This window comes from Rhodococcus sp. 852002-51564_SCH6189132-a, from assembly GCF_001665495.1.
Taxonomy (GTDB): Bacteria; Actinomycetota; Actinomycetes; order Mycobacteriales; family Mycobacteriaceae; genus Rhodococcus; species Rhodococcus pyridinivorans.
Genome location: NZ_LZMJ01000071.1, coordinates 39,514 through 66,487, shown reverse-complemented (window position 1 = coordinate 66,487; position 26,974 = coordinate 39,514). Strand labels below are relative to the sequence as shown.

Genomic DNA, 26,974 nt, shown 5'->3' with positions numbered 1-26,974 from the left:
GATGCGGCGCGTCCCGTGACGGTTACGCGCCCTGGCGGACCGGCGTGCGGCCCATCGCGGCGAGAGCGGCGCCGAGCACCGCGGTGGCGGCGAGCCCGGCCAGTGCCGCGAGGAACTCGGTGCCGCTGAGCGTGCCGTAGTCGGCGAGGCCGGGAAGACCGGCGAAGGCAGCGTCACCGACCGGCAGCGAATAGGCACCGACGATGTGCTCGAGACCGTCCGGGTTGCCGGACGCGACGAGCGCCAGCGCGCAGGCGCTGACCACGCCCAGACCGCCGATCGCCGCGAGACCACGTCGGACGGCAACGGGAGTGACGGAAGGCCGTGCGTCCCACGCGGCGACGCCGGGCGCGAACGCCATCACGGTGCTCAGCACGGCGGCGGTGATGAGGGCTTCACCGAGACCGATGGTCAGGTGGACCGCGGTCAGTTCGCCGATGAACGCTGCTGCGGCGCCGGTTCCGACGGTCGACGAATACGCGACGCCGAGAACCGCGGCACTCACCGGCACGGACAGACCGGCGCTGACGGCGGCGGTGGTCCGCGCCAGCTTCCCGAGGCCGAGTCGCTCGGCGCCGATGCGGACGGCCGCGGTGACGAGGACGGGCAGCACCGCCATCAGCAGCACGTTCACTCCGAGCGCGTTGATGCCGCCGTCTGCGAATAGCAACGCCTGCACGCCGACCACGGCGGTCATCGCGAGAAGGGCGAGCCGGGGCCCGAGGAGCGCGGTCGCGAGTGCGCCGCCGATGAGATGGCCGCTGACGCCACCGGCGATGGGGTAGTTGACCATCTGGGCGCCGAAGATCATCGCTGCGGTCGTGCCCGCGAGAAGGGTGTCCCGGGTCGTGATGCGCGGGCGCCCGGCGGTGGCGGCGAGGACGACCGCACCGGTGGCGATCGCCGCAGCGGGCGCGGTGACGCTCATGGGGAGGAAATGGTCAGGGACGTGCATGGGTGAGACTCCCTTCGAGGGTGGACGGGTGAACGTGTGTAGAGCGCCAGGAGCGCCAGGTCGACTCGAGAGGCGAGGAGTGGGCGTCGGCGCCGAGGAATCGCAGCAGGCTGCCGGGCCCTTCGAGTTGGACGACGCCGTCGCCCTCGGCGCGTCGCCCGTAGGTCGCGATGACGTCGTGCACCCGCGCGGAACCGAGGATCCCGGGTTCGGGGAACGCGCCGTGCGTGTTCAACTCCTCGACGAAGAGGGGACGACGATCGAGAGTGACCGAGGTACGGCTGCGGATCGCACCCCCGGTTTCTCCGTGGCGCCCGAGGACGAGGGTCTCCCGCATGCTCGTGGCGGCGTCGGAGGCGAGTTCGATCCGGGTGTCGCGGTGCACGCGGGCGCCGGTGGCGATCACGAACGGGTAGGTGTCCCATACGAGGGTGCCGCCCTCGGCGACGGTGATCCGCACGTCCCACCGGGACAGCCGGTTGTCGGCGTCGTAGGCGACGGTGCCACCGATGTCCTGTAGTTCGAGTGTGCATCCGGCGTCGATGTGGACGTCGACGGTCACCGAGTCACCACCGAGCAACAACGCGCCGGCGGCGACGAGGGCGACCCGCGCGTGGTCCGGACCGACCTCGACCGTGCGGGGGACGAGCATGCCCGCACGCTGGGTCAGTCGTGCCCGGCCTGGTGCGCGGTCGATACGGATCGTGGTGCGGGACATGATCAGTCGTGCGTGTGCGCGACGACGTGATCGTGGCTGTGACCGTGACCGTGCCCATGGCTGTGATCGTGGTCGTCGTCCTCGTCGGCGTGGAAGTGCGGAGCCATCGGACCGGGATCGACAGGAGTGTGCGACCCGGTTCGGTGGGCTGCCAGCATCTCGCGCACCCAGTCACCGAGCGCCTGCACCGATGCGGCGTCGGTCCGGGACAGCGCCAGCACCGGTCCGCCCTCGCGGGCCTTCTCGGCGTCGGCGACCATCTGGGGCACGTCGACACCCACATACGGGGAGAGATCGGTCTTGTTCACCACGAGCAGGTCGGCGCGGCTGATGCCGGGACCGCCCTTGCGGGCGACGTCGCCACCACCGGCGACGTCGAGCACGAAGATCTGCGCGTCGACGAGCGCGGGGGAGAAGGTCGCGGTGAGGTTGTCGCCGCCGCTCTCCACCAGCACCACGTCGAGCGGCGCGAAGTCGCGTTCGAGATCCTCGACGGCCAGCAGGTTCATGGTCACGTCGTCGCGGATTGCGGTGTGCGGGCACGCACCGGTCTCCACCGCGCGGATGCGCTCGGGATCGAGCACGCCGGCCGAGCGGAGGAATCGGGCGTCCTCGTCGGTGTAGATGTCGTTGGTGATCACGCCGAGCTGCAGCTCGGACGCGAGGGTGCGGCAGATGGTCGCGATCAGCGAGCTCTTGCCCGTGCCGACGGGACCGGCGACGCCGAGACGGAGCGAACGGGTGGTGGTGTGTTCAGGCACGGAACAGCCTTTCTGGAGCGGATGCGTGGGCTTCGGCCCACAGTTCGGTCTGGGGGCCACCGGTGGCGGGGATGTCCGCCGGATCGGTGAGGGCGGACAGCTCGGCGATGAGAGGTTCGAGATGGGCGCAGGTCTCGAGCGCCCATCGCGAACCGGTGGCCGGGTCGGTGGGGTGCAGTTTGAGGAAGGCCGCGACGATCGCCTGCGCCTCCTCGTACAACACCAGTCGGGCGGTGTCGATCGCCGGGATGCGCGCGAGCGCCGCGATCGCCCCGACGACCAGTCCCCGCGAGGGCCGCGGGGTCCGGGCGTCGAGGTCGTCGAGAACGGTGGAGGGCCACAGGTTCCGGGCCAGTCGCAGGTAACCGCGGGCCAGCAACCGGGACGCGTCGCGCTGGGCCGGGCCCGGAGTGCGCGCCGCCCAGTGGTCCTCGATCTCGTCGATCCGGAGCGCCGGGGCGGTTCCGGCATCGGAGTCCACGGCGTGCCGGGTGACCACGGCGACGCCGGCCTCGACTGCCGCCGAGGTGCGCAACCGCGCGACGAGGAAGCGACGCACCTCGGTCGGCGACATCCCACCCTGGAGCGCCGGTTCGAGCCCGCCCGAGTTGACGTTCCCGCCGACCGGCGCGCGCCCGTCTGCGAGGAGGAGCAGCACTGTGGTGGGGGACAGAGTATCGGGCAACATCAGAACATCGAATACAGCTGCGCGAGCGGCAGTTCGGTGGCCGGCGCCGGAACGACCCGCTCGCCGTCGATGTCGATGTCGAAGGTGTCGGGACGGATCTCGATGCGCGGCAACACGTCGTTCTGCTTCATGTCGGCCTTGCCGATGTGCCGGGTCGGCCGCAGTGGTAACAGTCTGCGGCGCAACCCGAGTCGTTCTTCCAGACCGTCGTCGAGGGCGGCGGGGGAGACGAACGACACCGATGTGTGCGGGGCGAGCGCATCGCCGAACGCCGGTCGCTGCAGCACCGGCTGCGGTGTCGGGATGGATGCGTTGGGGTCGCCGAGTGCGGCCCAGGCGATCGATCCGCCCTTGATGACCAGCGACGGCCGGATACCGAAGAACTTCGGATCCCACAGCACCAGATCGGCCATCTTGTCGACCTCGATCGAACCGAGTTCGTGGTCGACACCATGCGCGATCGCAGGGTTGATCGTGTACTTCGCGATGTAGCGGCGGGCCCGTTCGTTGTCGGCGGGCATGCTGCCGTCGAGCGCCCCGCGCCGATTCTTCATCACGTGCGCGACCTGCCAGGTGCGGGTGACGACCTCACCGATGCGACCCATCGCCTGGGCGTCGGACGAGGTGATCGACAGCGCGCCCATGTCGTGCAGGATGTCCTCGGCCGCGATGGTGGTGGCCCGGATCCGGGACTCGGCGAACGCGAGGTCCTCCGGGACGGCGGGGTTGAGGTGATGGCAGACCATCAGCATGTCGAGGTGCTCGTCGACGGTGTTGATCGTGTGCGGCAACGTCGGGTTGGTCGAGCCCGGGATGATGTGCGGCAATCCGGCGATGCTCAGGATGTCCGGGGCGTGCCCACCTCCGGCGCCTTCGACGTGGAAGGCGTGGATCGAGCGGCCACCGATCGCGGCCAAGGTGCTCTCCACGAAGCCCGCCTCGTTGAGCGAGTCCGAGTGCAGCGCGACCTGCAGTCCGTGCTCGTCGGCCGCGCGCAAAGCCGCATCGATCGCGGCCGGTGTGGAGCCCCAGTCCTCGTGCACCTTGTACCCGGCGGCTCCGCCGAGGGCCTGCTCGCGCAGCCCCTCAGCGGAGACGGTGTTGCCCTTGCCGAGCAACAGCACGTTCACCGGCAGCACGTCGAGCGCGCGGTGCATCTGCATCAGATGCCACGGACCCGGCGTGACGGTGGTGGCCTTCGATCCCTCGGACGGGCCGGTTCCGCCGCCGGCGATGGTGGTGATGCCGGTGGCGAGCGCCTCGACGATCTGCGACGGCGACAGCAGGTGCACGTGCGAGTCGAAGGCGCCCGCGGTAAGGATGCGACCTTCACCGGAGATGACGTCGGTGGACGGGCCGATCTGAAGCTTCGGGTGCACGCCGTCGGCGATGTCCGGGTTCCCGGCGCGGCCGAGGGCGACGATGCGACCGTCGCGGATGCCCACGTCGGCGCGCACGATGCCCCACCAGTCCAGCACGATCACGTTCGTGATGACGGTGTCGGGAGCACCCTCGGCCCAGGTCGTCACACCTTGGGCCATCGATTCGCGGATGGACTTGCCGCCACCGAAGACGGCTTCCTCACCACCGAAGGTGCGGTCCTCCTCGATCTGGATCCACAGGTCGGTGTCACCCAGACGTACCTGGTCGCCCACCGTCGGTCCGTACAGTGCCGCGTACTCGGCGCGTGTGATCTCCACGTTCTCAGTCCTCCTGCTTCCGCACCTGGATGCCGGGTACGACGCGTCGCCCGCGCAGGGCGACGGCGTCCAGTTCGCGGCTGCTGCCGGGTTCGAATCGCTGCGAGGTCCCCGACGGGATGTCCAGGCGGAAGCCCTGCGCGCGTTCGCGGTCGAATTCGAGGGCTGCGTTCGCGTCCGGCAGGTGGATGTGCGATCCGATCTGGATGGGACGGTCACCGGTGTTGAGGAAGACAAGGGTGATGCGCTCGTCGTCGGAGCGATCCGCGTTGAGGGTGAGGGAGCCCTCGGCGACGCGAATCGCTCCGGGTCCCGAAGTCGGTCCGGATGCCATGTCGGGCTCCTTTCAGGAAATCGGGTGGTGGATCGTGACGAGCTTGCGTCCGTCCGGGAAAGTGGCCTCGACCTGCACGTCGGTCAACATCTCGGCGACACCGCCCATGACCTCGTCGCGGGCGAGGACCTCGCGGCCCTTCACCATGAGGTCGGCGACATCGGCGCCTTCGCGTGCCCGTTCGATCACCCAGGTGGACAACAGGGCAACGGCTTCGGGATAGTTCAGTCGGACGCCGCGGTCCCGCCGGTCGCGCGCCACCATGCCGGCGACGGCCAGAAGGAGTTTCTCGGTGTCGGCGGGAGTCAGCTGCATGTATCGTTCTTTCGTGCGAGTCGGCGGTCGTGCAATCGATGCCGATCATGCGCGGCTCTTGTTTCGCGGACGTTACCCCCGCGTATCGCGGAGAAATCCGGACGCGTCGACCTCAGAAGTGCTGCCGCACTGCGTGACCCCGGCAACACCGCAGTGGGATGCCGCCATCGCCGTCCCTGGCCAACAGGCCTACGGCCGTTCCCGATCGATCGGAAACGGCCGTAGGCCAGCGATATTCGAGACGTTCGTCGCTAGGACGGAACGGAGGCCTCCTGATATCCCGCGAGGATCTCGTCGGTATGTTCCCCGTGCAGCGGCGGCGCCGACCGCAGCGGCGGTCGTACCCCTCCGAAATTGACCGGGAACGCGATCTGTTCGAGAGGCCCGGACGCATGGTCGACGGTGCCGACCATGCCGATCGCGGCGGTGTGCGGGTCGCTGTAGATCTCGTCGAGATGCCGGATGGGGGAGACCGGCACGCCGTGGTCTTCCAGGATGCGGCACCAGTGCTGCACCGTCCCGGTCGCGAACGCCGCGGTGAGGACCTCGTCGAGTTCGCTGCGATGCTCGATGCGATCACGATTGCGGAGGAACCGCACATCGGTCGCAAGTTCCGGTCTTTCCAGTGCCGTGCACAGCTTCTCCCACAATCCGTCGTTCCCGACCGCGATGACGAAATAACCGTCGTTCGCCGGATACGCCTGGTAGGGCGCGAGATTGGGGTGCGCGGAGCCCAGGGCGTGCGGGCGCTCCCGGGTGGCGAAGTAGTTCGTGGCCCAGTTGACGTGCATCGCCAGCTGGCATTCGAGCAACGACGTGGTGACGTACTGGCCGCGACCGGTGCGAGCGCGTTCGACCAGCGCGGCGAGCACCCCGATGACCCCGAACAGGGCCGCACCGAGATCGCCCATCGCGTAGCCGGCCTTCATCGGCGCGCCGTTCGGTTCCCCGGTCAGCGACATCAGACCGCCTGCGGCCTGGGCGACCATGTCGTAACCGGGCTGGTCGGCCAGCGGGCCCTCGTCACCGAATGCCGAGATGTGCAGCACGATCAGGTGCGGATACTGCTCGGACAGGGCGCGGTAGTCGAAGATCTTCTGCAGGCCGCTGCCGGGTTTGAAGTTCTCGACCACGACGTCGGCGTCGGCGAGCATCCGGTGCACGATCCGCTGTCCCTCCTCCGACTTGAGGTCGATCGTCACCGACTTCTTGCCGCGGTTGACCGCGAGGTAGTAGGTGGCGTCGTCGCCGACGAAGGGTGGCCCCCACACCCGGGTGGGGTCGCCGCCCTGGGGGTGCTCGACCTTGGTGACATCGGCGCCGAGGTCGGAGAACGACATGGTCGCGTACGGTCCGGCGAGGATTTTCGACAGGTCGAGGACCTTGATGCCGGCGAGCGGGGCCGGGCCGGTGGGATGCGTGCTCATGAGCGGGCTCCTGTCAGTGCAGTCGGTGCCGCATCGGCGGCGGTGCTTGGTGCCGCGGCGGCCGCGACGGACGGGTCGACGTCCGTGCCGTCGGCGATCACGGCGAGGTGGTCGAGAGCGACGGCATTCGGTTCACCGGCCAGGCCGTCGAGGTAGGCATGGGTGACGAGCAACGACCGGTGGCCGCGACCGCGCGCGATGCGGTGCGACGCCAGGTCCACGAGCAGGGTCGCCATCACCGTCCGTGCGAGATCGTCGGTGTAGGTCGCGCAGCGGGTCTGCGCGTGCGTGTCGTCGCCGGCGAGCAGGTCTTCGCCGCGCGCCTCGAGCGCATCCCAGCGTTCCCGCAGTGCTGCGACGACCGGGGCGCACTCCGGATGCGCCGCGTGGAGCAGTGTGCGCTGCGCGTCGGCCAGGACCCGGTGCGCGCCGTTCTTGCGCATCGACCGCAGCACGTCGAGCGCGATGACATTGCTCGAACCCTCCCAGATCGATCCGAGGTGTGAGTCGCGCACGAGGCGGGCGAACACCCGGTCCTCGATGTAGCCGCTGCCACCCCGGATCTCCATCGCCTCACCGGTGACGGTGCGGGCGCGCTTGCAGATGTAGTGCTTGGCGACGGGCGTAAGGATCCGGACGACACCGCGGGCCTGCTCGTCGCCCTTGTCGGCACGGTCGAGGGTCGCACCGCTGTAGGCGACGAGTGCGAGCGCGGCCTCGGCGTCGAGCAGCAGCGGCAGCAGGGTGGCGCGCATGAGCGGTTGATCGAACAGGGACCTCCCGAAGACCTCCCGTTCCCTCGTGTGAGCGACGGCGTCGCGCACGGCACGCCGGATCAGGGCGCTCGAGCGCATCGCGTTCGACAGGCGGGAGGTGTTGAGCATCTCCGTCATCTGCCGGAATCCACGGTCGAGGTCGCCGACCTGCAGCGCGTACGCGCCGTGCAGGGTGATCTCACCACTGGGCATCGATCGCGTGCCGAGCTTGTCCTTGAGCCGGTCGATCGTGTACGAGTTCCGGCTGCCGTCGGGAAGTTGCTTGGGCAGCATGAACATTCCCACCCCGCGCGTGGAGTTCTCGTCGCCGCCGGGGAACCGGGCGAGGGTGATCACGACATCGGCGTCCGGGTTGGAGGCGAACCACTTGCGTCCGGTCAAGCGCCATGCGTTGCCGTCGAATTCGGCGCGGGTCTCGGTTTTCGCGATATCGGTGCCCGCCTGGGTCTCGGTCATGAACATCGCCCCCGTCAGAGCGGTGGCCGGATCGGTGGAGGTCAGGCCGTCGATCCACGGGCCGAACACCTCGGGGTCGCCGAACATCCGCAGGGTGCGCGCGGCGGCATCGGTCATCGACACCGGGCAGGCGAGGCCGAACTCGGCCTGCACGAACAGATATGACGCGAGGTACTTGACGAGATGCGGGGGCGTGTCCGTCCAACCGTGGATCGGGCGGTGCGACAGTGCCGAGAGACCGTATTCGCTGTAGGCGGCGCGGCACAGTTCGAGATAGGCGGGGTGGTACTCGATGCGGTCGATGCGCTCGCCGTCGGGGTCGTACCGGTGCAGCACCGGCGGATGGGCGTTCGCCGTGGCCGCGAGCGCGTCGAGACGGTCGGCGGCATCGGCACCCAGACGCGCGAGGAGACGGTCGGTGAGCGGCCGGTCGGAGTCGGAGATCCAGCGGTCGAGTACCGCATCCAAAGCCGGGTCGGTGTGGGCGTAGTTCATTTTCGTCCGTTCGGTGTCAGGAGGCGTCGGCCGTCGTCCGGGCGGGGGCGGGGCGTGGTTCGTCGGGCTCGGTGCCGGTCGGTGAGCGTTTGAGCAGGGCGGTCATGCAGACCAGGGAGAGCAGCACGTATCCGAACCCGAGTCCGACGACCGGCCGGATCGAGTCGGTGCGCTCGAGGAGGAACTGGCTCGCCATCGGGGCGGTGCCGGCGAAGATCGCCGTCGAGATCTGATACGACAACGAGATGCCGGTGTAGCGCACGTGGGTGGGGAAGACCTGCGCGAGGATGCCGGCCAGCGCCGAGTAGTACATCGCGTGCGGCGCGGTGGCGAGCACCATGCCGATGATCGCCCAGGTGAGCGAGCCCGTGCGGATCAGCACGAACATCAGCGGCAGGACGATGAGCTCGGGTCCGAGCATCCACAGCACGGCGCGTCGCGCGTCGATCCTGGTGGCGAGAACCGCACCGAAGGGTTGAACGAGCACCTGCGCGACCAGGGCGAGGGTGATCACGAGCAGGAAGTCCGATCGGGTGAACCCGAGGTCGGTGGTGGCCCACGCGAGGGCGAAGGTCGTCTTGACGTAGGTGATCGCCACGCCCGCCACCACGGCGCCGACGCCGAGGAGAAGCGGAGCCGGATGGGAGCGGAGGACCTCCACCAGCGGAAGCTTCGTACGTTCCTGGGCGGCCGCGGCCACCCGCATCTCGGGGGTCTCCTGAATCCGCACTCGGATGTAGAGGGCGACGATCACCAGCGCGGCGGACGCCAGGAACGGGATACGCCAGCCCCACCCTTCGAAGGTGGCGTCGGACATCGCGGTCAATCCGAGAAAGGCAAGGGTGGCAAGGAGATTGCCCACCGGTGAACCCTGTTGTGCAAATGCCCCGTAGAGGACCTTCTTGCCGGGTGTAGCGAATTCGGTGGCGATGAGGACGGCGCCACCCCATTCGCCGCCCATCGCGATGCCCTGCAGCACCCGAAGGAGGACGAGGAGGACCGGAGCCCAGATCCCGATCTGGTCGTAGGTCGGCAACAGGCCCACACCGACGGTCCCGGCGCCCATGAGCGCGAGGGTGATGATGACCGCTTTCTTGCGGCCGAAGCGGTCACCGAAGTGGCCGAAGATGATCCCGCCGAGAGGGCGGGCGATGAAACCGACGGCGAAGGTCGCGAAGGCGGCGAGCGTGCCGACGGCGGGGGAGGCGTCGGGGAAGAACAGTGCCCCGAGGACGAGAGCCGAGGCCGTGCCGTAGATGTAGAAGTCGAACCATTCGATGGTGGTGCCGACGAAGGCGGTCACACCGGCGCGGCGTGCGGCCCGGGTGTCGTGCGTCGGGCGTGGCGGCGGGGGCGCGGTGTGCTCTGACGAAGTATTCACGCTGCACTTCCGAAGGCGTCGAGCGGACTCGGTCCGCGGATGAATGAGTCGTGGATCACTATCACCGGCGCAACCGTGTAAAGTCCAAGACCTAATCGAGCACGATTGTGTAGATCAACCGACAAAGTTGAGGCCGGCGTGGAACTTCGGCAACTGCAGGCCTTCCTGGCGGTGGCCGAGGAGTTGCATTTCGGACGCGCAGCGGAGCGACTGCACATCGCCCAGTCGCCGCTCAGTCAGACGATCCGCGCGCTCGAACGCGAACTCGGCGCCGAGCTGTTCGCCCGCACCACCCGCTCGGTGCAACTCACCGCGGCCGGTGAATCGCTGCTCGGACCCGCACGCGTGATCGCCGCGCAGATCGAGATCGCCCGGACCGTCGTGCGGTCGACGGCCTCGGGTGTCACCGGGGTGGTGAGCGTCGGGTTCGGCGGCGCGAGCGGATACACGGTGATCTCGCAGCTGACCCGGCTGCTCGAGGAGCGTTGTCCCGGCATCGAGCTGGATCTGCGTCCGCAGACCTACACGGGGGAAGTGCTCGATCTCGTCTCGCAAGGACTGCTCGACATGGGGATCGTCGGCCTCCCGGTGCCCCGGGACGTCGCCACCGAGACGGTGCGGCAGGAATCGCTCATGGTCGCGCTGCCGGCCGACCATCGGTTGGCGGCGCGGGAGGAACTCGATGCCGCCGATCTGACCGGCGAGCGGTTCGTCGTGTATCCCGCCGCACACGGGTCGAGCGTGCGGGAGATGACCTTCACGGTGTGTCACTCCGCCGGATTCACCCCGGTGATCGCCCGGGAGGCGCCGGATCCCTACAGCCTGCTGGCCCTCGTCGGAGCCGGGGTGGGGGTAGCGGTCGTCGTCGCGTCGACCACCGACATCACCGTGACGGGCGTGCGATACGTCCCGCTGCGGAACAGTCCGGTGCTGCCGATCGCGCTCGCGTGGCGCCGCGACAACCCGGCACCGGCGGTCCGGCGGGTGGTGGATGTGCTGCGCGCCCATGTGAACTGACCGCTGCCGCGCCCTGGTATCTGCCCTGCGGGTAGTGCGGGCGTGTCAAGGTGGAAGGCACCCTCGAAGGGCCCGACGCTCGAGCGGAGGAGGTGACCCGACGGTGCCTGTGCCCGCATGGGTCATGCGGGACGGAAAGTCAACGGTTGACGGACGTCGAGTGCTGCAGGTTACATCTTATCGGTAAGCCATTGAGGCCGGAGCGTCGTGTTCGGCGCGGCGACTGCGCCATTGCCGGACACCGACGACCGACAACAGCACACCCAGGACGATCTCGATCGTGGCTCTCGACGTCGACGAGCCGTCCTGCAAACTCGTCGAGAAGGTGCCTCGCTCGCGGCAATCGACAGGACTGATGCGCTGACAACTACCGACTCACAAGGACCGCTCGGGCACGGTCGAGCACAGTGTTCAGCGCACGTTCGGCGGCGACACGGTCGGCCGGATAGACGGCCTCCCAGATACCGGACGTCAGCTCCTCGGTGCGATGTTCGATCCTTGCCACGGTTTCTCGTCCGGATTCGCTGAGCCGGTCGTCGCGGATCAGGCTCCGAGCGATCAGGGAATCGACGACCTCCGCAGTGTCCGGTGCGTAGGTGGTGTCGTGGAGCAGAGCGTTGAGAGTCTTCTCGGTGGGGCCGATGAGTTGTGGTCCGAGAGCGATCACGGTTCCTCCAGGAGTGTCGGTGTGCGGACAGCACCTCGAGTCGACTCGAGGTCGATACGCGATGCCATATGGCCGGTCGGTTCTGTAGACCTCGACGGCCGGACCGATGAGATCGAGGAGTTGCTCCGGTCTGTCCTTTCAACGCCACCACTCGTGGCCACTGTCGTGGACTTCGTTCACGCAAATTCGGACAAGACGGAACCCGATCGAGAAGGAGACGAGACCATGGGACATCGACCGCGGCTCGACGGCACCCGCTACGAGGACTCGACCTTGCACACCGGAAGCTCGAGCGAGTCATGACCACCATCAGCGCCAACGGGGTCGACCTCGGCGTCGAGTTCTTCGGCGACGATGACGCACCACTCGTCCTGCTCGTCGGCGGCACGACGATGCTCTCGTGGCCCGACGAACTGTGCACACGGCTCGCCGCGGGTGGGCGTCGTGTCGTGCGATACGACCTGCGGGATTGTGGGGAGTCGACGACGAAGGACCCGGACGCGCCCGGCTACACCCTGCGCGACCTCGCCGACGATGCGGCAGCCCTCGTCGACGCGCTCGATGGCAGGCCGGCGCATCTCGCGGGTATCGGCGTCGGCGGCATGGTCGCCCAAGTCGCCGTGCTCGACCATCCCGACGCATTCCGGGCACTGACTTTGGTCGGGACACGTCCGGTAGCACCGGGCCCGTGCGATCTCGACCTTCCCGATCACGACGCGGCGACGATGAAGCGGGTGTTCGCGCTCCCGATGCCCGACTGGGCCGATCGCACGGCCGTGGCGGAGTTCGCGGCTACCGGCGCCGCGGTCCTCGGCAACGATCCGGACGCCGCGCGCGTGGTTGCCGGGCGCATCTGGGACCGCACCCCGAACGACGAACCATCGGTCCAGGCCGCGAATCAGCTCGGAACGGTCTTCGCCGGACTCGATTGCACGCCCCGCTGGCGGGAACGCTTGCCCCAGGTCGACGTCCCGACCCTCGTCGTGCACGGTCGCCGGGATCCGTTCTTCCCCGTCGGCAACGGAGAAGCCATCGCACGCGAGATCCTGGGAGCGCGGTTGCTCGTCCTGGACGATGCCGGCACCGCGGTCCCCGTTGCGGCGGTCGACGAGATCGCCGAGGCGATGCTCACGCTGGACCGGTAGTTGCTCACGCCGACCAGGACCGCCAGCGCAGCCTGTCGATGGTGATGGCCGGTCCCGGTGGTCGTTTCGCCTGGTACTGCGGGTATTTGCGGACGAGAGCGTCGATGCCCGCAGTTCCTTCGGGCGTATCGGCGTCGTGGACCGTGGCGATGCCGTCGATGCGGACCCACCACAGCTGCGACCAGTCGTCGCTGTAGTGGTCGACGAGCACGCACACCCGCGGGTTCTCGGCGATGTCGGCGAGTCGACGGAGGCGCCGGGTGGATTTCGGCTTGTCGTCGACGCAGGTGTGGATCACGTCGCCGTCGATGGCGAACACGATGGGGACGAGGTGTGGCTCGCCGGACCCGTCGGCGGTGGCGAGGCGGGCCACTCGGGCATCGGCGACACTGCGACGGACATCCATGCGCCTCACGGTAACCGGACGGTCAGTGGCGGCCCGGGAGATCGACCTCCGGCACCGTCTTGTCGGTGCGTAGTCCTCGCCAGCTCGGATGCCGGAGGCTTCCGCCCGCGTACTCCCGGTACTCGACCTCTCCGACGAGGATGGGCTCCACCCAGTGGGCGCCGTGGGTCTCCCGTGCCGGCGGCGCAACCGCCAGTGGGGTCGTCGGTCGTTCCAAGGGACGCAGCTGCGATCGCAACTCACGTCGGGTCGCGGCGGTGAATCCCGTCCCGACCCGGCCGATGAACACCAACCGTTCCTCGTCGTCGTGCGCGCCGAGCAGCAGTGAACCGATGCCGCCGGCAGCCTTGCCGGATCCGGGGAGCCACCCGACGACGACCACCTCGGTGTTCCGACGCAGCGGCGTCTTGATCCAGCCGTCGCTGCGGGTCCCGGGTAGATACGGTGCGTCCGGGTCCTTGGCGACGATCCCTTCGAGGCCGTGTTCGCGCGCGACCGTAAGCATGGTCGGTGCGTCGACATCGGTCCAGTAGGGCGACAGCTGAACCCGAGGTCCGGGGACGATCAGATCGTCGAGGACGGCCCGGCGCTGCCGATAGGACAACTCCGTCGTGGACTGTCCGTCGAGAGCGAGGACGTCGAACAGGTAGATCAGCACCGGTAGCTCGGCGCGTAGCTCCTCGGTGGGACGGTGGACGTGCATGCGGCGCTGCAACCGGGCGAAGGACGGCCGACCCTCGGAATCGAGGGTGACGATCTCGCCGTCGACGATGCAGTCCCGGCCGCCCGTCGCGGTGGTGAGCAGGTGGGGGAGTTCGGGGAAGCTCCGGGTGATGTCGTTCCCGGTGCGGCTGGTCAGCCGGCACTGTCCGTCGGTCACCGTGGCGAGGGTGCGCTGGCCGTCCCATTTCATCTCGAACGTCCAGTTCCCTGTCGGCGGCGGACCGAGGGTCGCCAGCATCGGGGACAGTTCCGTCGTCGTGGAGGGCATATCCCGAGTCTGCGGTACGGGGCAGGGACGGGACCGGTGAATGCGCGGTCTCGTCGCGTCGGTGCGTCCCTCGCGCCCCGACCCGGGCCGTGCGAGGCTGACGTCATGACGCGTGCTGCGACACAGAACATGACTCTCATCGCCGGAGGCATGTTCTGGATGGGGTCGGAGGATTTCTATCCGGAGGAGCGACCGGTCCACCAGGTGACGGTCGACGGGTTCTGGATGGACACGCACCCGGTGACCGTCGCCGAGTTCCGGCGCTTCGTGAAGGACACCGGATACGTCACCACCGCGGAGGTCGCGCCCGACCCCGCCGATTATCCCGGCGCCGATCCGTCCCTGCTCGCGCCCGGCTCGCTCGTGTTCACGCCGCCTCCGGGGCCGGTACCGCTCGATGACTACACGAGGTGGTGGTCGTTCGTCCCGGGCGCGAACTGGCGTCATCCCGAAGGGACGGGGAGCACCGTCGGCGGGCGGGAACGCCATCCCGTCACCCACGTGTCGTGGTTCGATGCCCGCGCCTACGCCGAGTGGGCCGGCAAGGAACTGCCGACCGAGGCCGAATGGGAGTTCGCCGCCCGCGGCGGACTCGACCGCAAGGCCTTCACATGGGGCGACGAGCACGAACCGAAGGGCCGGCCCGGCGGGAACGTCTGGCAGGGCGAATTCCCGTGGCAGAACCTCGAAACGGACGGATTTGCCGGAACCTCACCTGTCGGACACTTCCGGCCGAACGGGTACGGTCTCCACGACACGGCGGGCAACGTGTGGGAGTGGACCGCCGACTACTTCACCGCCAACCATGCTTCGAGCGGCAAGAACGTCGCGCCGGCGTCGTCGTGTTGCATCCCGACGAACCCCCGCGTCGACACGGCCGAACACGATCCGCGCGAAGCGTATCCGCGCCGTGTCATCAAGGGCGGATCGCATCTCTGCGCCCCGAACTACTGCCTGCGGTACCGACCCGCGGCCCGTCAAGGTGACACCGAGGAGACCGCGACGTGCCATATCGGATTCCGCTGCATCATTCGCCCGTAACAGGGCAGGTTTCACCCTGATCAGGGGTGTGTGCGGCCCGATACCGGTGGTGTACTGGGAACGGATGGGGTGAGAAGAGGCATCCACCATGAGCCAGGATCTGCGTCCGGATCCGATCCCGGGCGGAGAAACTCTGCCGTTCCCACCGGTGCCGTCGGGAAGCATCGCAGGACGGACCATGCAGGAATCGGTCTACAGCCCACGCGCACAGCACCGTCGCCTTCCCGACGACGCCCCGAACATCCTGGTCGTCCTCATCGACGACGCGGGCCCCGGTCTGCCGAGCGCATTCGGCGGCGAGGTGAGCACACCCACGCTCGACCGCCTGCTCGACGAAGGCATCAGCTACAACCGCTTCCACACCACGGCGATGTGTTCGCCCACCCGCGCATCGTTGTTGACCGGACGCAATCATCACCGCGTCGGAAACGGGCAGATCGCCGAACTGGCCAACGACTGGGACGGCTATTCCGGGCACATCCCGAAATCGAGCGCCACCGGGGCCGAGGTGCTGCGCCACTACGGTTACACCACAGCGGCTTTCGGCAAGTGGCACAACACTCCTGCGGAGGAGACCACCGCAGCGGGTCCCTTCGACAACTGGCCCACCGGAGTCGGTTTCGACTACTTCTACGGTTTCCTCGCCGGCGAGGCGTCGCAGTACGAGCCGAATCTCGTCCGCAACACCACCGTCGTCTTGCCTCCGAAGACTCCCGTGGAGGGCTACCACCTCAGTGAGGACCTTGCCGACGACGCGATCGGCTGGTTGCGCCGCCACAAGGCGCTCGATCCGTCCCGGCCGTTCTTCATGTACTGGGCCAGCGGTTGTCTGCACGGGCCGCACCACATCATGAAGCCGTGGGCCGACCGGTATGCGGGCAAGTTCGACGACGGATGGGACGCTTATCGCGAGCGGGTGTTCGAGCGGGCCAAGGAGAAGGGCTGGATCCCACCGGAGGCCGAACTCACCGAGCGGCATCCCACCATGACGGCCTGGGACGACATACCCGACGACGAGAAGCCCTTCCAACGACGCCTCATGGAGGTTGCGGCCGGATACGCCGAACACTGCGACGTCCAGGTGGGGCGGCTGTTCGACGAACTCGACCGGCTGGGCTATCGCGACAACACCCTGGTCTTCTACATCTGGGGCGACAACGGGTCGTCCGGTGAGGGCCAGAACGGCACCATCAGCGAACTGCTCGCGCAGAACGGGATCCCCACGACCACGGCCCAGCACATCGCGGCCCTCGACGAACTCGGCGGACTCGATGTTCTCGGCTCCCCGAAAACGGACAACATGTACCACGCCGGGTGGGCGTGGGCGGGGAGCACACCCTACAAGGGCATGAAGCTTCTCGCCTCCCATCTCGGGGGAACCCGCAATCCCATGGTGGTGCGCTGGCCTGCGCGCATCACGCCGGAGCGCACCCCACGCACCCAGTTCCTGCATTGCAACGACCTGGTACCGACTTTCTACGAGCTACTGGGCATCACACCGCCGCGGACCGTCAACGGGATTCCGCAGGATCCGATCGACGGCGCCGGTTTCGCCCGGACCTTCGTGGACCGTGACGCGCCGGCGGGCAAACTCACCCAGTACTTCGAGGTCATGGGCAGCCGAGCGATCTACCACGACGGATGGATGGCGTCGGCCTTCGGGCCCCGCGCACCGTGGCTGCCCGGCCTGCCCGGCGGGATCCGCGATTGGAGCCCGGACGACGACACCTGGGAGCTCTACAACCTCGACGAGGACTGGACGCAGAACCGCGACCTCGCCGAGCAGTACCCCGAGAAGTTGGCCCAGATGCGGGAGATGTTCGCGATCGAAGCGGCCAAGAACAACGCCCTTCCCATCGGTGGGGGCCTCTGGGTCGCGGCAATCCATCCCGAGCAACGCATCACCACGCCGTACACGAGTTGGGATTTCACCGGTGACGTCACGCGTATGCCCGAATTCTGCGCTCCCGCATTGGGAAACAAGAACAACCGGGTCTGCATCGAGGTGACCTTCCCGGAGCGGGCGCACGGCGTCCTATATGCGCTGGGTGCCAACGGTGGTGGCCTGACGTGCTTCGCCGACGACGGCTACCTCTGCTACGAGTACAACCTCTTCATCCTGATGCGGACGAAGATGCGTTCGGCGACCCGCATCGCACCCGGGCACCACCTCGTCGAGGTGGTCACCAAGTACGCCGAAGTGCGCCCCGGTGGTCCGTTGAACGTCCGGATGTCAGTCGACGGGCAGTCGGTGGGGGAGACCGTCGTGCCGGTCAGTGCGCCGTTGCTGTTCACGGCCAACGACTGCCTGGACATCGGCACCTGCCTGGGTTCACCGGTTTCGCTCGACTACTTCGACCGGGCACCGTTCCCGTTCGACGGGAGCATCGACAGGATGACCGTCGAATACACCTGAACGCAGCTCTTCGAGCGCCTTACAGGCTCCGGGCGGTGGATCCGCCCGGAGCCGCGAGGTCTGTCAGTTGAACTCGTCCGGATGAGGTCCGGTGCGCAGATCGCGATCGGCACCGGCGATGGTCGACATGTCCTCGTCGGTCAGCTCGAAGTCGAAGACCTCGAAGTTCTCCCGGATCCGGGACGGCGTGACCGACTTCGGGATGACGACGTTGCCGAGCTGCAGATGCCAGCGCAGCACCACCTGGGCCGGCGACTTGCCGGTGCGTTCGGCGATCGACGTGATCTCCTCGTCGTTCAGCACGGCGCCCTGGGCGAGCGGGCTCCATGCCTCGGTGGCGATGCCGTGTTCGGCGTGGAAGGCGCGCAGTTCGCTCTGCTGCAGACCGGGGTGCAATTCGATCTGGTTGATCGTCGGGACGAGCGAGCTGCCGTCCAGCAGGCGCTGCAGGTGGGCGGGCTGAAAGTTCGACACGCCCGCGGCGCGGAGGCGTCCTTCTTCGACGAGGCGTTCGAGGGCACGCCAGGTGTCGGCATAGAGGTCGCGGGCCGGGGTCGGCCAGTGGATCAGGTAGAGGTCGAGACGATCGAGGCCGAGCGCGGCGAGGCTCGTGTCGAAGGCACGGAGGGTGGCGTCGTAGCCCTGATCGGAGTTCCACACCTTCGTCGTGATGAACAGCTCGTCGCGGGACAGTCCGGAGTCCGCCAGCGCGCGGCCGACGCCGGCCTCGTTGCCGTAGATCGCGGCGGTGTCGATGTGGCGGTAGCCGGTCTCGAGTGCGGAACTGACGGCCGCAGTGGTCTCGTCCTCGGGGATCTGGAAGACGCCGAAGCCGAGCTGGGGGATCTCGACGCCGTTGTTCAGGGTGACGGTGGGGATCGTGGACGATGTCACGAGATGGTGCTCCTTCGGGGGTGTTCGCGTAGTTCGGGATCAGAGTCGGACGGGGTCGACGGCAGTACGGGAGGTGCTGTGGAGGTCGGGTTCTGCGGATGGGCGAGTTGCGTTGGCGTGATCGTCCTTTCGCTGTAGTCGGTGGGACAGGACCGCCGGGATCAGAGCGGACGCGGCCAGGACGGCCCCGACGGCGTTGGGTGCCGTGTACCCGAATCCGGCGGATATCACCATGCCGCCGAGCCAGGCGGCCAGAGCGTTGCCGAGATTGAAGGCACCGATGTTGGCGGCGGACGCCAGGGTCGGGGCGCCGTGCGCATGGTCGAGCACGTGCTTCTGCAGGGGCGGGACGGTCGCGAAACCGAGAGCGCCGATCAGGAAGACCGCCGCGACGGACACGGTTTTGTCGGAGGCCAGGAAGGTGAACAGACCGAGCACCACGGCCAGGCCGGCCAGGGCGGTGTAGAGCATCGGCATGAGATTGCGGTCGGCGAAATGTCCCCCGACGAGGTTGCCGACCACCATGCCGGTTCCGAACACGGCCATCAGCCAGGGGACGGAGGACTCGGCGAAACCGCCGACATCGGTCAGGATCGGTGCGATGTAGGTGATCGCGGCGAACACGCCCCCGAAGCCGAGGACGGTCATGGTCATGGCCAGCACGACCTGGACGTTCTTGAACGCCGCGATCTCGTGGCGCAGCCGGACGCCCTCGGGTCGGGGTACGTCGGGGACGAGCTTCGTGACGCCCACGAGACCGACGACGCCGAGCGCGGCGACGACCAGGAACGTCGCCCGCCAGCCCGCGGTGTGGCCGACGAAGGTACCCAGTGGGACGCCGACGACATTGGCAACCGTCAGTCCGGTGAACATCAGGGAGATGGCAGCGGCCTTCTTCTGCGGTGCCACCAGCTCCGCGGCGACCACCGAGCCGATGCCGAAGAACGCTCCATGAGCGAGGGAGGCGACGACGCGGCCGATCAGCATGACGGCGAAGGTGGGCGCGAGGGCAGAGACGGCATTGCCTAGGACGAACAGGCCCATGAGCAGCATCAACATGTTCTTACGGGAGATCCTGGTGCCGAGCGCCGTCATGATCGGGGCGCCGATCATGACGCCGAGGGCGTAGCCGGTGACGAGATATCCGGCGGTGGGGATCGACACTCCGAGATCCGATCCGACCTGGGGGAGCAACCCCATGATCACGAACTCGGTGGTGCCGATTCCGAAGGCACCGATGGCCAGGGCCAGCAGGGCGAGTGGCATGAGAACGATCCTTCGATCGAGAAGAGACGCAGACGCGCTTTACTGGCGTAGACAATAATTGCAGACGACGACTAACTGCAAGCGCGGGTATAGTGAGCGATGTGGCGACGTCGGCATGCCGTCCGCGTCACCTGTTCGTACGAGCCGACCCAGGAGCCCACCATGACCGCCACGGACCCGTCGATGACCGCGTTGGCCAACAGTTGGTCGGCGCTGTCGCTCCTGCACGGGCGAATCGAGAACCGGATCGAGAGCGCTCTGCAGTCCGGCCACGAATTGAGCGTGCGCGAATATTCGCTGCTGGACGTGCTCAACCGTCAGCACGACGGGGAGGGCGGGCACCTGCAGATGCGCCAGGTCGCCGACGCTGTGGTCCTCAGTCAGAGCGCGACGACGCGGCTGGTCACCCGGCTCGAGGATCGTGGGTTGCTCGCGCGCTATCTGTGTCCCACCGATCGCCGCGGCATCTACACCGACGTCACCGACGCCGGTCGGCGCCTGCTCGAAGAGGCCCGGCCCACCCACAACGCCGCCCTCCGGGAGGCGCTCGACGAGGCCGCAACCGAACCCGTCCTGGCGCCGCTGGTCGATGCCATCCGGCAGTTGCAGGACAGTGATCGGGCGGATACCGCCGGGGGTCCGACTCGACGCTGACGGGGGCGATCTCGCGGCGACGTCCTCCGCACAGACCTGTCGGAACAACAGGTGAGATCACGCGGCCGGGTCGGGTATCGTCTCCCCTGGTGTGCCGGGAAGACTGGTCGGCGGGAACAGGTTTCTTCGACGACCCCGGAGGATGACATGAACGCAGCGGTACACCTCTTCTCGGCGCACGCATCTGGGGGCACGCCATGAACTGGGCAGTCTTCGTCGCCTTCCTCGTCGTATGGGTGCTGTCAGGACTCGTGACCGGTCTGTGGATGGCACGTCGAGGCCACGACCCTCGCTGGACGATCATCGCCGTCATCCTCGGACCGCTGTTCGTCCCCATCGCCTTCGAGCGCATCGAGCGTGTTCCCCGGTCCGTCGAAGTGACGACGGTGGCCCGGCAGCACGCCGGAGAGGTCGACAAGGGCGGACTTCGCGTGATGGTCGGCTACGACGGATCCACCGAGGCCAAGCATGCGCTGGATGCGGCGCGACGACTGTTCGGCCCCGCCGGTGGAGTGCTCGAACTCGTCGTCGTGATCTCCTACGACGACGCCGGCGATCCCGACTCCGAACTTCTCGCCACGGTGCGACGACGCCTCGAGCAGGCCGTCGAATCGATGGGTGATATTTCGGTGGGATATGCCGTCCTCGCCGGCCCGGCCGGTCGATGCCTGGGTTGGTTCGCCGAGGAACACCACGCCGACGTTCTCGTCGTAGGGCGCCGCGGACGAGGCATGTCCTCCCGGATGCTCGGTAGCGTCGCCGAATACCTCATCGGGCACTCTCATGTGCCTGTGCTCGTCGTCGATCCCACCGTCATCTCGCCGGATGGGGGTACGAACGAACCCACGGTCGCCGTTCGGGTCGCTCCCGAGGAGAACGTGACGGGCACCGCGTCGAACTGACCCGATGCGGTATGGTCGATCTCGGTGCGCCGGGAAGTCTGGTCGGCAGAAGGAATTACGTCGTCGAACCGGAGGACCCGTGTCTGTACCCGTCTGTCCCGTCGCCACCCGTCGCGCCCGAGCTCTGCGGCCGGCGCAGTGAGCGGCACTGTCGCGAGGCATTCCCACCGCAGCGCCGGAGGTCGCATCGGCCTCCCTGCTGCGTGTCGGCGTCCGACACCGAAATCGCAGGGATGCCCTAGTTTTCGGTATCCGATTCCACTCCGAGGATCGGAACATACTGCCGCCCATGCGGATCGGGTGCATCCGACCCAGCCGGTCCACGTTCGCGTACCGCGTGCCGTCGAGAATTCCGAGGACCTGTGATGCCGAACATCTTCTCCGGAGTCCCTTTCCTCTCTCGCGGAACATGGGAGGACACACGCCGTGTGACGGAGATCCTCCGCAAGGAGACCGTCGGCGGTGTCCTGCTGCTCATCGGCGCCGTCATCGCATTGATCTGGGCGAACACCGGATGGTCGGATTCCTACCACGCCCTGCGGGAGACCCGTATCGGTCCGGCGTCATGGCACCTGGACCTGTCCCTGGGCACCTGGGCGGCCGACGGACTGCTCGCCGTGTTCTTCTTCGTCGTCGGCGTCGAACTCAAACGGGAGTTCGTCGAAGGCAGTCTGCGGGACCTGCGGCGTGCCGCCATGCCGGTGACCGCCGCCCTGGGCGGCATGATCGTCCCGGCCGTGATCTTCGCCGTCATCAATCTTCGTGGTGGCGCCAACGCGTTGAACGGATGGGCGGTCCCGACGGCCACCGACATCGCGTTCGCCGTAGCGATTCTCGCCGTCATCGGTAGTCATCTCCCGTCGGCGCTGCGAACGTTCCTGCTCACCCTCGCCGTGGTCGACGACCTGCTCGCCGTGACCGTGATCGCGGTCTTCTACACCGACGAGGTGAACCTGCTCTACCTGGGCGGGGCGCTGATCCCGTTGGCGCTGTTCGGCATCGCGCTCCGACGCGGCTTCGGTGCCTGGTGGCTCCTGGCGTCGTTGGCGGCAGTGACCTGGTGGCTGGTCCACGAATCCGGTGTGCACGCGACCATCGCCGGTGTACTGCTCGGCTTCGCGGTTCCCGTCGCCCGGCAGGTGGGGGACCGCACGATTCCGGTCGCCGAGCACGTCGAACACCGGATCCGGCCGCTGTCCGCCGGAATTGCCGTGCCGGTCTTCGCCTTCTTCGCCGCCGGCGTCACCGTCGGCGGATTCACCGGCCTGGCGAACGCCCTCACCGATCCCATCTCCGCCGGGGTGATCGCCGGTCTGGTCGTCGGCAAGGTCGTCGGAATCTTCGGGGTCAGCTACCTGGTGGCGCGCTTCACCCGAGCACATCTCGACGACGAGCTGAGTTGGGTGGACGTGCTGGGTGTGTCCCTGCTCGGCGGTATCGGCTTCACGGTGTCCCTGCTCATCGGCGACCTCGCTTACGGTGCAGGCACCGTCGCAGCCGATCACGTGAAGGTGGCCGTGCTGTGCGGATCGTTGCTCAGCGCCGCTCTGGCCTCGACTGTTCTCGTCGCCCGTAACCGTGCCTACCGCAGGATCACGGCAGCCGAGCGGGTCGACGAGGACGGCGACGGGATTCCCGACGTTTATCAGCGATGAGCGAGAGCTCGGATCGCGGTCGGGACGGTGGGCCGTGGTGGGTCCAGCCGACCGTGCGGTCACCGCAGGCTCTGCTGAAGTGTGTCTTCTGGCCGGTCGCCGTGATGCTCGTCGTCCATCGCACGGTGATCCGCGCCGTGGACGGTGCGCGCACGGACGACTTCACTGGCGTCTACCGCGCAGCCGTCGCCTTCTGGAACCGTGAACCGGTCTACACAGCGACGTACGAACACGTCGACCCGCACTACCTCTACCCGCCGTCGGGTTCGCTGCTGATCGCACCGTTCGCGGTCCTCGAACACGAACTCTCGCGATGGGCGTTCATCGGGGTCAACGCGGCGGCCGTCCTCGTCGCCGTGTATCTCGTCGTGCGGATGTTCGGGTACACGGCGCGATCGGCGGTGTTCCCGATCGCGGTGACGGTCGCCTTCGCGTCCGAATCGCTGATCAACACCCTGGTGTTCACCAACATCAACGGGGTGATCCTGCTCGGCCAGGTGGCGTTCCTGACGCTGTTGCTGGCGCGGCGGGACCTCTGGGCGGGCGCGGCGATCGGGGTGACCTTCGCGATCAAACCGATTCTCGCGCCGTTGCTGTTGCTTCCCGTGCTGCGCCGCCAGAGCAAGGTTCTCCTGACCGCCGCATTGGTGCCGGTCGGGCTCACCGCATTGGCGTGGCCGTGGGCTGCGGATCCGTGGCAGTTCGTCGAACGCACCGTTCCGTATCTGTTGCAGTCCCGCGACTACTTCAACAGTTCGATCACCGGCAATGGCACCTACTACGGTCTGCCCGAACCACTGATCCTCGCGCTGCGCATCGGTTTCGCGTTCCTCGCCGCGGCCACGATGTATCTGCTCCACCGCTACCACCGGCACGACGAGGTGTTCTTCGTCGTCACCGGTGCCGGCGTGCTGATGACCGCGTCGTTCCTGCTCGGTTCGCTCGGGCAGATGTACTACTCGATGCTCCTGTTCCCGTTGCTCATGAGCGTGGTCCTCCCACAGTCCGTGATGCGGAGCTGGCCGGCCTGGCTGGCGGTGTACGGCTTCCTCAGTGCCGACGAATGGTACTCGGGCAGATGGGTGGAGGCGGGACGGTATGCCGAGTACATGCGCCCTACCTGGGGGTGGTCGCTGCTGCTCATCGTGGTATTCGCGGTGCTGGTCGATCGCCGACGATCCACACGCGTCCCCGAACCGGTCACAGACCCTTCGGTGGACATCGCCCGAGTCGGACGTCAGAACGCGTCGGCGCCGAAACTCTGAGTGTAGTAACCGCGGATGTGCTCGACGATGCGCTTGCGGGCGAGCGTGGCATCGCCGGCGCGGACCGCGTCGACGAGACCACGGTGCTCGTGACGCAGCCGCACGCAGGTCATGGGCCAGTCGGTACTTGGTGCGCCCGCGAGGACGTAGCTCTCGATGGAGTCGCGCAGACCGGCCATCATCGCCGCGACGACGAGGTTGCCCGCCGCGTCGGCCATCGCGACGTGGAACTGGGCATCGAGAACCAGGAACTCGGGTGCGGCCAACTCCGGATCGTCCATCGCGTCCAAGAGTTCCTCGGCCTGGATGAGTTCCGGTGCCGGGGTCCGGTCGGCCAGAGTCTGCATCACTTCCGTCTCGAGCACCAGGCGCGTGCGGACGATGTCGGAGACCGGGAAGTTCTGCGCGGCGACCTGCAGGCGCATGAGCATCGACATCCCGCCGGTGGGTCGCGAGACGATCATCGCGCCGGCGTTCGGCCCGGATCCGGTGTGGGTGCTGAGCAGACCGAGGGCTTCCATCACCCGCAGCGCCTCACGAACAGAGGACCGGCCGACGCCGAGTTGTGCGGCGAGCGTGCGCTCCGGGGGCAGACGCTGGCCCGGGCCGAGTTCTCCCGTGACCAGCATCTGCTCCAAGTGGTTGAGCACCTGCTCCCACGCACGACCCTCGGACGACGACATGACTTCAGAGCCTAATCGATTCCGGATCAGGGAAGCATCCAGGACAACACCGGGGTGGACTGCAGGTAGACCAGCACACAGAGGATGACGAGCATCGCGACGCTGTAGCCGATCACCTTGCGCAGCAACACCGATTCGCTGCCCGGCCGATCGACTGCGGTGGCAGCGATGGTGAGATTCTGCGGGCTGATCAGCTTGCCGACCACACCACCGGAGGTGTTCGCCGCGACCAGCAGAGTCGGGTCGATGCCGGCGGTCTGCCCGGCGGCCTGCTGCAGGCGGGCGAACAGGGCGTTGGCGGAGGTGTCCGAGCCTGTGACGGCGGTGCCGAGCCAACCGAGGATCGGGGAGAACAGGGCGAAGATCGCGCCGGTTCCGGCGAGCCACGTGCCGATCGCGACGGTTTGGCCGGACTGATTCATCACGTAGCTCAGACCCAGGACGGTGGCCACCGTGGCGATGGCGAGCTTCATCCTCACGACGGTGGTGCCGAAGGTGGCCGCGGCCCGGCGGACGGTCAGCGGGAACATGCCACCGCTGTCCCACCGTGCGTAGACGAGGGTGACGATCGCGCCGCTGAGCAGCAGCAGTGTTCCCGGCGACGACAGCCACGAGAACGTGTAGACCGCGCTGCTCGATGCGTCGCCGTTGCCCGTGATCAGATTGCCGTACAGGCCGGGCCACTCGATCTTGACGTCGGTGGCGGCGAGACGCTCCGGCAGATCGACACCGACGGTCCACAGCTTCGCGATACCGAACACCGTGATGACCAGTAGATACGGGAACAGGGCCATGACGACGCGCGAAGCGGTCAGCGATTCGTCGGCGACGGGACGCTGCGGAGCGTGAGCGCCTCCGGGTCCCTCCTTGCCGGCCTGGACCGCGACGGCATCGGTGCGGGTGCGGGTGCGTGATAGTTGGTCCTCGGGGGTCCGCGGCTTCCAGACCTGGAGCATGAGCACGGCTGCGGTGAGGCCGGCGAGCGAGGCGACGACATCGGTGAGTTCGTACGAGAAGTGGCTCGAGCACCAGAACTGGGCGAGTGCGAAGGTCGTGCCGGTGACCAGTGCGATCGGCCAGGCCTGCCGGACACCGCGACGACCGTCGACGAGGAAGAGCAGCAACAGCGGCACGAAGAGCGCCAGGACGGGTGTCTGACGGCCGACGACGGCAGCGATCTCGGTGGCGGGGATGTCGGTCAGGGCGCCGGCGGTGGTGATCGGGATGGCCATGGCGCCGAAGGCGACCGGTGCGGTGTTGGCGATCAGGACCGTGACCGCGGCCCGCAGGGCGGGCATACCGAGGGTGACGAGCATGGCGCCGGTGATCGCGACGGGTGCGCCGAATCCGGCGAGTGCTTCGAGCATGCCGCCGAAACAGAAGGCGATGAGCATCGCCTGGATCCGCATGTCGCCGTGACCGATCGAGTTGAAGATGCGCCGCAGATCCTCGAACCGGCCACTGACGACGGTGAGTTCGTAGAACCAGATCGCGGTGATCACGATCCACATCACCGGGAAGAGCCCGAAGGTGATGCCCTGCAGGGCGGACAGGCCGGCCAGCGGCGCGGGCATGTCGAAACCGATGATCGCGACGACGAGCGCGACGACGAGGGCACCGAGTCCGGAATACCAGGCCTTGAGTTTGAAGCCGGCGAGTAGGACGAAGAATGTCAGCAGCGGCGCAAGGCCCACGAGAGCCGATGCGGTGAGGCTGCCTGCGATGGCGTCAGTGGCGGGAGTGAATGTCACCGCCGATATACGGGTTGCCACACGAAACTCCTGTGGTTGCGCCGCTGTCGGCGGCGGATGTGATTTCGACCGATGTGGTCAGACCACGTGAAGGTACACCATGGTCCGCGTCACAGTCGACCCCCTGACGGAATGTGCGGTCGATATCCGAAAATGTGCGGCGCATCTCCGGAACGTGTGGTTCAATGTGGTCAGACCACACCCCCGATGCGGAG

The 26,974-nt window shown here is 67.6% G+C and carries 25 protein-coding genes; 8 read left to right on the top strand and 17 right to left on the bottom strand.

The window, feature by feature from the left end; all coding sequences use genetic code 11:
- Positions 1–22 precede the first annotated feature (22 nt).
- From A5767_RS18210 to A5767_RS18165, 10 genes are all read right to left on the bottom strand, one after another.
- Positions 23–955 carry an energy-coupling factor ABC transporter permease gene (locus A5767_RS18210; RefSeq protein WP_037216621.1) on the bottom strand — a complete coding sequence of 311 codons (933 nt, stop codon included), beginning with the start codon at positions 953–955 and terminating at the stop codon, positions 23–25.
- A complete protein-coding gene (locus tag A5767_RS18205) occupies positions 942–1,673 on the bottom strand; it encodes an urease accessory protein UreD (RefSeq protein WP_006552038.1) in 732 nt (243 codons plus the stop codon). The genes A5767_RS18210 and A5767_RS18205 overlap by 14 nt, the downstream gene beginning before the upstream one ends.
- A gap of 2 nt (positions 1,674–1,675) precedes the next feature.
- On the bottom strand, positions 1,676–2,434 hold the full coding sequence (gene ureG / locus A5767_RS18200) for an urease accessory protein UreG (RefSeq protein ID WP_006552039.1): 759 nt from the start codon (positions 2,432–2,434) through the stop codon (positions 1,676–1,678).
- Positions 2,427–3,122, bottom strand: coding sequence for an urease accessory protein UreF (locus tag A5767_RS18195; RefSeq protein ID WP_064852865.1), 696 nt, complete (start codon positions 3,120–3,122; stop codon positions 2,427–2,429). The genes ureG and A5767_RS18195 overlap by 8 nt, the downstream gene beginning before the upstream one ends.
- Positions 3,122–4,822 (bottom strand): urease subunit alpha, encoded by a 1,701-nt coding sequence (locus A5767_RS18190; RefSeq protein WP_064852864.1) that lies wholly within the window; start codon positions 4,820–4,822, stop codon positions 3,122–3,124. Before A5767_RS18190 ends, A5767_RS18195 begins: the two co-directional genes overlap by 1 nt.
- Before the next feature lie 4 nt (positions 4,823–4,826).
- Positions 4,827–5,156: an urease subunit beta gene (gene ureB, locus A5767_RS18185; RefSeq protein ID WP_024100932.1), complete on the bottom strand. Its 330-nt coding sequence runs from the start codon at positions 5,154–5,156 to the stop codon at positions 4,827–4,829.
- A 12-nt stretch (positions 5,157–5,168) separates the two neighbouring features.
- Positions 5,169–5,471, bottom strand: coding sequence for an urease subunit gamma (locus A5767_RS18180; protein WP_006552043.1), 303 nt, complete (start codon positions 5,469–5,471; stop codon positions 5,169–5,171).
- 251 nt (positions 5,472–5,722) lie between these two features.
- Positions 5,723–6,898 carry a CaiB/BaiF CoA transferase family protein gene (locus A5767_RS18175; RefSeq protein ID WP_064852863.1) on the bottom strand — a complete coding sequence of 392 codons (1,176 nt, stop codon included), beginning with the start codon at positions 6,896–6,898 and terminating at the stop codon, positions 5,723–5,725.
- Positions 6,895–8,625, bottom strand: a complete 1,731-nt coding sequence (locus A5767_RS18170) for an acyl-CoA dehydrogenase family protein (RefSeq protein ID WP_064852862.1) — start codon at positions 8,623–8,625, stop codon at positions 6,895–6,897. Before A5767_RS18170 ends, A5767_RS18175 begins: the two co-directional genes overlap by 4 nt.
- A gap of 16 nt (positions 8,626–8,641) precedes the next feature.
- Complete coding sequence (locus A5767_RS18165; protein WP_064852861.1) at positions 8,642–10,006, bottom strand: MFS transporter; 1,365 nt, start codon at positions 10,004–10,006, stop codon at positions 8,642–8,644.
- Positions 10,007–10,144: 138 nt separating this feature from the next.
- Between A5767_RS18165 and A5767_RS18160 the strand changes: the two genes are divergently transcribed.
- Positions 10,145–11,023 carry a LysR family transcriptional regulator gene (locus A5767_RS18160; protein WP_006552047.1) on the top strand — a complete coding sequence of 293 codons (879 nt, stop codon included), beginning with the start codon at positions 10,145–10,147 and terminating at the stop codon, positions 11,021–11,023.
- A gap of 367 nt (positions 11,024–11,390) precedes the next feature.
- On the opposite strand, the gene A5767_RS18155 is transcribed toward A5767_RS18160, so the two are convergent.
- A complete protein-coding gene (locus A5767_RS18155; protein WP_033098161.1) occupies positions 11,391–11,690 on the bottom strand; it encodes a helix-turn-helix domain-containing protein in 300 nt (99 codons plus the stop codon).
- Between the two features lie 299 nt (positions 11,691–11,989).
- Between A5767_RS18155 and A5767_RS18150 the strand changes: the two genes are divergently transcribed.
- The gene (locus tag A5767_RS18150; protein WP_064852860.1) at positions 11,990–12,835 is read left to right on the top strand and encodes an alpha/beta fold hydrolase; all 846 of its coding nucleotides are present in this window, start codon (positions 11,990–11,992) and stop codon (positions 12,833–12,835) included.
- Between the two features lie 4 nt (positions 12,836–12,839).
- On the opposite strand, the gene A5767_RS18145 is transcribed toward A5767_RS18150, so the two are convergent.
- Together A5767_RS18145 and ligD are read right to left on the bottom strand one after the other, a co-directional pair.
- Complete coding sequence (locus A5767_RS18145; protein ID WP_064852859.1) at positions 12,840–13,241, bottom strand: TIGR03668 family PPOX class F420-dependent oxidoreductase; 402 nt, start codon at positions 13,239–13,241, stop codon at positions 12,840–12,842.
- 22 nt (positions 13,242–13,263) lie between these two features.
- The gene (ligD, locus tag A5767_RS18140) at positions 13,264–14,232 is read right to left on the bottom strand and encodes a non-homologous end-joining DNA ligase (protein ID WP_064852858.1); all 969 of its coding nucleotides are present in this window, start codon (positions 14,230–14,232) and stop codon (positions 13,264–13,266) included.
- Between the two features lie 105 nt (positions 14,233–14,337).
- Between ligD and A5767_RS18135 the strand changes: the two genes are divergently transcribed.
- On the top strand, positions 14,338–15,273 hold the full coding sequence (locus tag A5767_RS18135) for a formylglycine-generating enzyme family protein (RefSeq protein ID WP_064852857.1): 936 nt from the start codon (positions 14,338–14,340) through the stop codon (positions 15,271–15,273).
- An 88-nt stretch (positions 15,274–15,361) separates the two neighbouring features.
- Positions 15,362–17,689: an arylsulfatase gene (locus A5767_RS18130; RefSeq protein ID WP_064852856.1), complete on the top strand. Its 2,328-nt coding sequence runs from the start codon at positions 15,362–15,364 to the stop codon at positions 17,687–17,689.
- A gap of 63 nt (positions 17,690–17,752) precedes the next feature.
- On the opposite strand, the gene A5767_RS18125 is transcribed toward A5767_RS18130, so the two are convergent.
- Together A5767_RS18125 and A5767_RS18120 are read right to left on the bottom strand one after the other, a co-directional pair.
- Positions 17,753–18,583, bottom strand: coding sequence for an aldo/keto reductase (locus A5767_RS18125; RefSeq protein ID WP_019289411.1), 831 nt, complete (start codon positions 18,581–18,583; stop codon positions 17,753–17,755).
- Between the two features lie 39 nt (positions 18,584–18,622).
- On the bottom strand, positions 18,623–19,849 hold the full coding sequence (locus tag A5767_RS18120) for an MFS transporter (protein ID WP_024100943.1): 1,227 nt from the start codon (positions 19,847–19,849) through the stop codon (positions 18,623–18,625).
- A gap of 162 nt (positions 19,850–20,011) precedes the next feature.
- Between A5767_RS18120 and A5767_RS18115 the strand changes: the two genes are divergently transcribed.
- From A5767_RS18115 to A5767_RS18100, 4 genes are all read left to right on the top strand, one after another.
- Positions 20,012–20,503 carry a MarR family winged helix-turn-helix transcriptional regulator gene (locus tag A5767_RS18115; RefSeq protein WP_006552056.1) on the top strand — a complete coding sequence of 164 codons (492 nt, stop codon included), beginning with the start codon at positions 20,012–20,014 and terminating at the stop codon, positions 20,501–20,503.
- Between the two features lie 197 nt (positions 20,504–20,700).
- Positions 20,701–21,405, top strand: coding sequence for a universal stress protein (locus tag A5767_RS18110; RefSeq protein WP_006552057.1), 705 nt, complete (start codon positions 20,701–20,703; stop codon positions 21,403–21,405).
- A 428-nt stretch (positions 21,406–21,833) separates the two neighbouring features.
- Positions 21,834–23,060: a Na+/H+ antiporter NhaA gene (gene nhaA, locus A5767_RS18105; protein ID WP_019289414.1), complete on the top strand. Its 1,227-nt coding sequence runs from the start codon at positions 21,834–21,836 to the stop codon at positions 23,058–23,060.
- On the top strand, positions 23,057–24,325 hold the full coding sequence (locus tag A5767_RS18100; RefSeq protein WP_064852855.1) for a glycosyltransferase family 87 protein: 1,269 nt from the start codon (positions 23,057–23,059) through the stop codon (positions 24,323–24,325). The genes nhaA and A5767_RS18100 overlap by 4 nt, the downstream gene beginning before the upstream one ends.
- On the opposite strand, the gene A5767_RS18095 is transcribed toward A5767_RS18100, so the two are convergent.
- Both A5767_RS18095 and A5767_RS18090 read right to left on the bottom strand, forming a co-directional pair.
- Positions 24,298–25,008, bottom strand: coding sequence for a FadR/GntR family transcriptional regulator (locus A5767_RS18095; RefSeq protein ID WP_006552060.1), 711 nt, complete (start codon positions 25,006–25,008; stop codon positions 24,298–24,300). The two genes, A5767_RS18100 and A5767_RS18095, sit on opposite strands and share 28 nt — an antisense overlap.
- A 26-nt stretch (positions 25,009–25,034) precedes the next feature.
- A complete protein-coding gene (locus A5767_RS18090) occupies positions 25,035–26,780 on the bottom strand; it encodes an L-lactate permease (RefSeq protein WP_024100946.1) in 1,746 nt (581 codons plus the stop codon).
- Between the last annotated feature and the right edge of the window lie 194 nt (positions 26,781–26,974).

Bases quoted from the DNA above. Each gene is read 5' to 3' on its own strand.
- A5767_RS18120 (WP_024100943.1), bottom strand. From the start codon at position 19,849: ATGCCACTCGCCCTGCTGGCCCTGGCCATCGGTGCCTTCGGAATCGGC.
- A5767_RS18150 (WP_064852860.1), top strand. From the start codon at position 11,990: ATGACCACCATCAGCGCCAACGGGGTCGACCTCGGCGTCGAGTTCTTC.
- A5767_RS18100 (WP_064852855.1), top strand. From the start codon at position 23,057: ATGAGCGAGAGCTCGGATCGCGGTCGGGACGGTGGGCCGTGGTGGGTC.
- A5767_RS18180 (WP_006552043.1), bottom strand. From the start codon at position 5,471: ATGCAGCTGACTCCCGCCGACACCGAGAAACTCCTTCTGGCCGTCGCC.
- A5767_RS18205 (WP_006552038.1), bottom strand. From the start codon at position 1,673: ATGTCCCGCACCACGATCCGTATCGACCGCGCACCAGGCCGGGCACGA.
- A5767_RS18095 (WP_006552060.1), bottom strand. From the start codon at position 25,008: ATGTCGTCGTCCGAGGGTCGTGCGTGGGAGCAGGTGCTCAACCACTTG.
- A5767_RS18130 (WP_064852856.1), top strand. From the start codon at position 15,362: ATGAGCCAGGATCTGCGTCCGGATCCGATCCCGGGCGGAGAAACTCTG.
- ureB (WP_024100932.1), bottom strand. From the start codon at position 5,156: ATGGCATCCGGACCGACTTCGGGACCCGGAGCGATTCGCGTCGCCGAG.
- A5767_RS18175 (WP_064852863.1), bottom strand. From the start codon at position 6,898: ATGAGCACGCATCCCACCGGCCCGGCCCCGCTCGCCGGCATCAAGGTC.
- A5767_RS18135 (WP_064852857.1), top strand. From the start codon at position 14,338: ATGACGCGTGCTGCGACACAGAACATGACTCTCATCGCCGGAGGCATG.
- A5767_RS18115 (WP_006552056.1), top strand. From the start codon at position 20,012: ATGACCGCCACGGACCCGTCGATGACCGCGTTGGCCAACAGTTGGTCG.
- ligD (WP_064852858.1), bottom strand. From the start codon at position 14,232: ATGCCCTCCACGACGACGGAACTGTCCCCGATGCTGGCGACCCTCGGT.
- A5767_RS18110 (WP_006552057.1), top strand. From the start codon at position 20,701: ATGAACTGGGCAGTCTTCGTCGCCTTCCTCGTCGTATGGGTGCTGTCA.
- A5767_RS18170 (WP_064852862.1), bottom strand. From the start codon at position 8,625: ATGAACTACGCCCACACCGACCCGGCTTTGGATGCGGTACTCGACCGC.
- A5767_RS18210 (WP_037216621.1), bottom strand. From the start codon at position 955: ATGCACGTCCCTGACCATTTCCTCCCCATGAGCGTCACCGCGCCCGCT.
- A5767_RS18195 (WP_064852865.1), bottom strand. From the start codon at position 3,122: ATGTTGCCCGATACTCTGTCCCCCACCACAGTGCTGCTCCTCCTCGCA.
- A5767_RS18145 (WP_064852859.1), bottom strand. From the start codon at position 13,241: ATGGATGTCCGTCGCAGTGTCGCCGATGCCCGAGTGGCCCGCCTCGCC.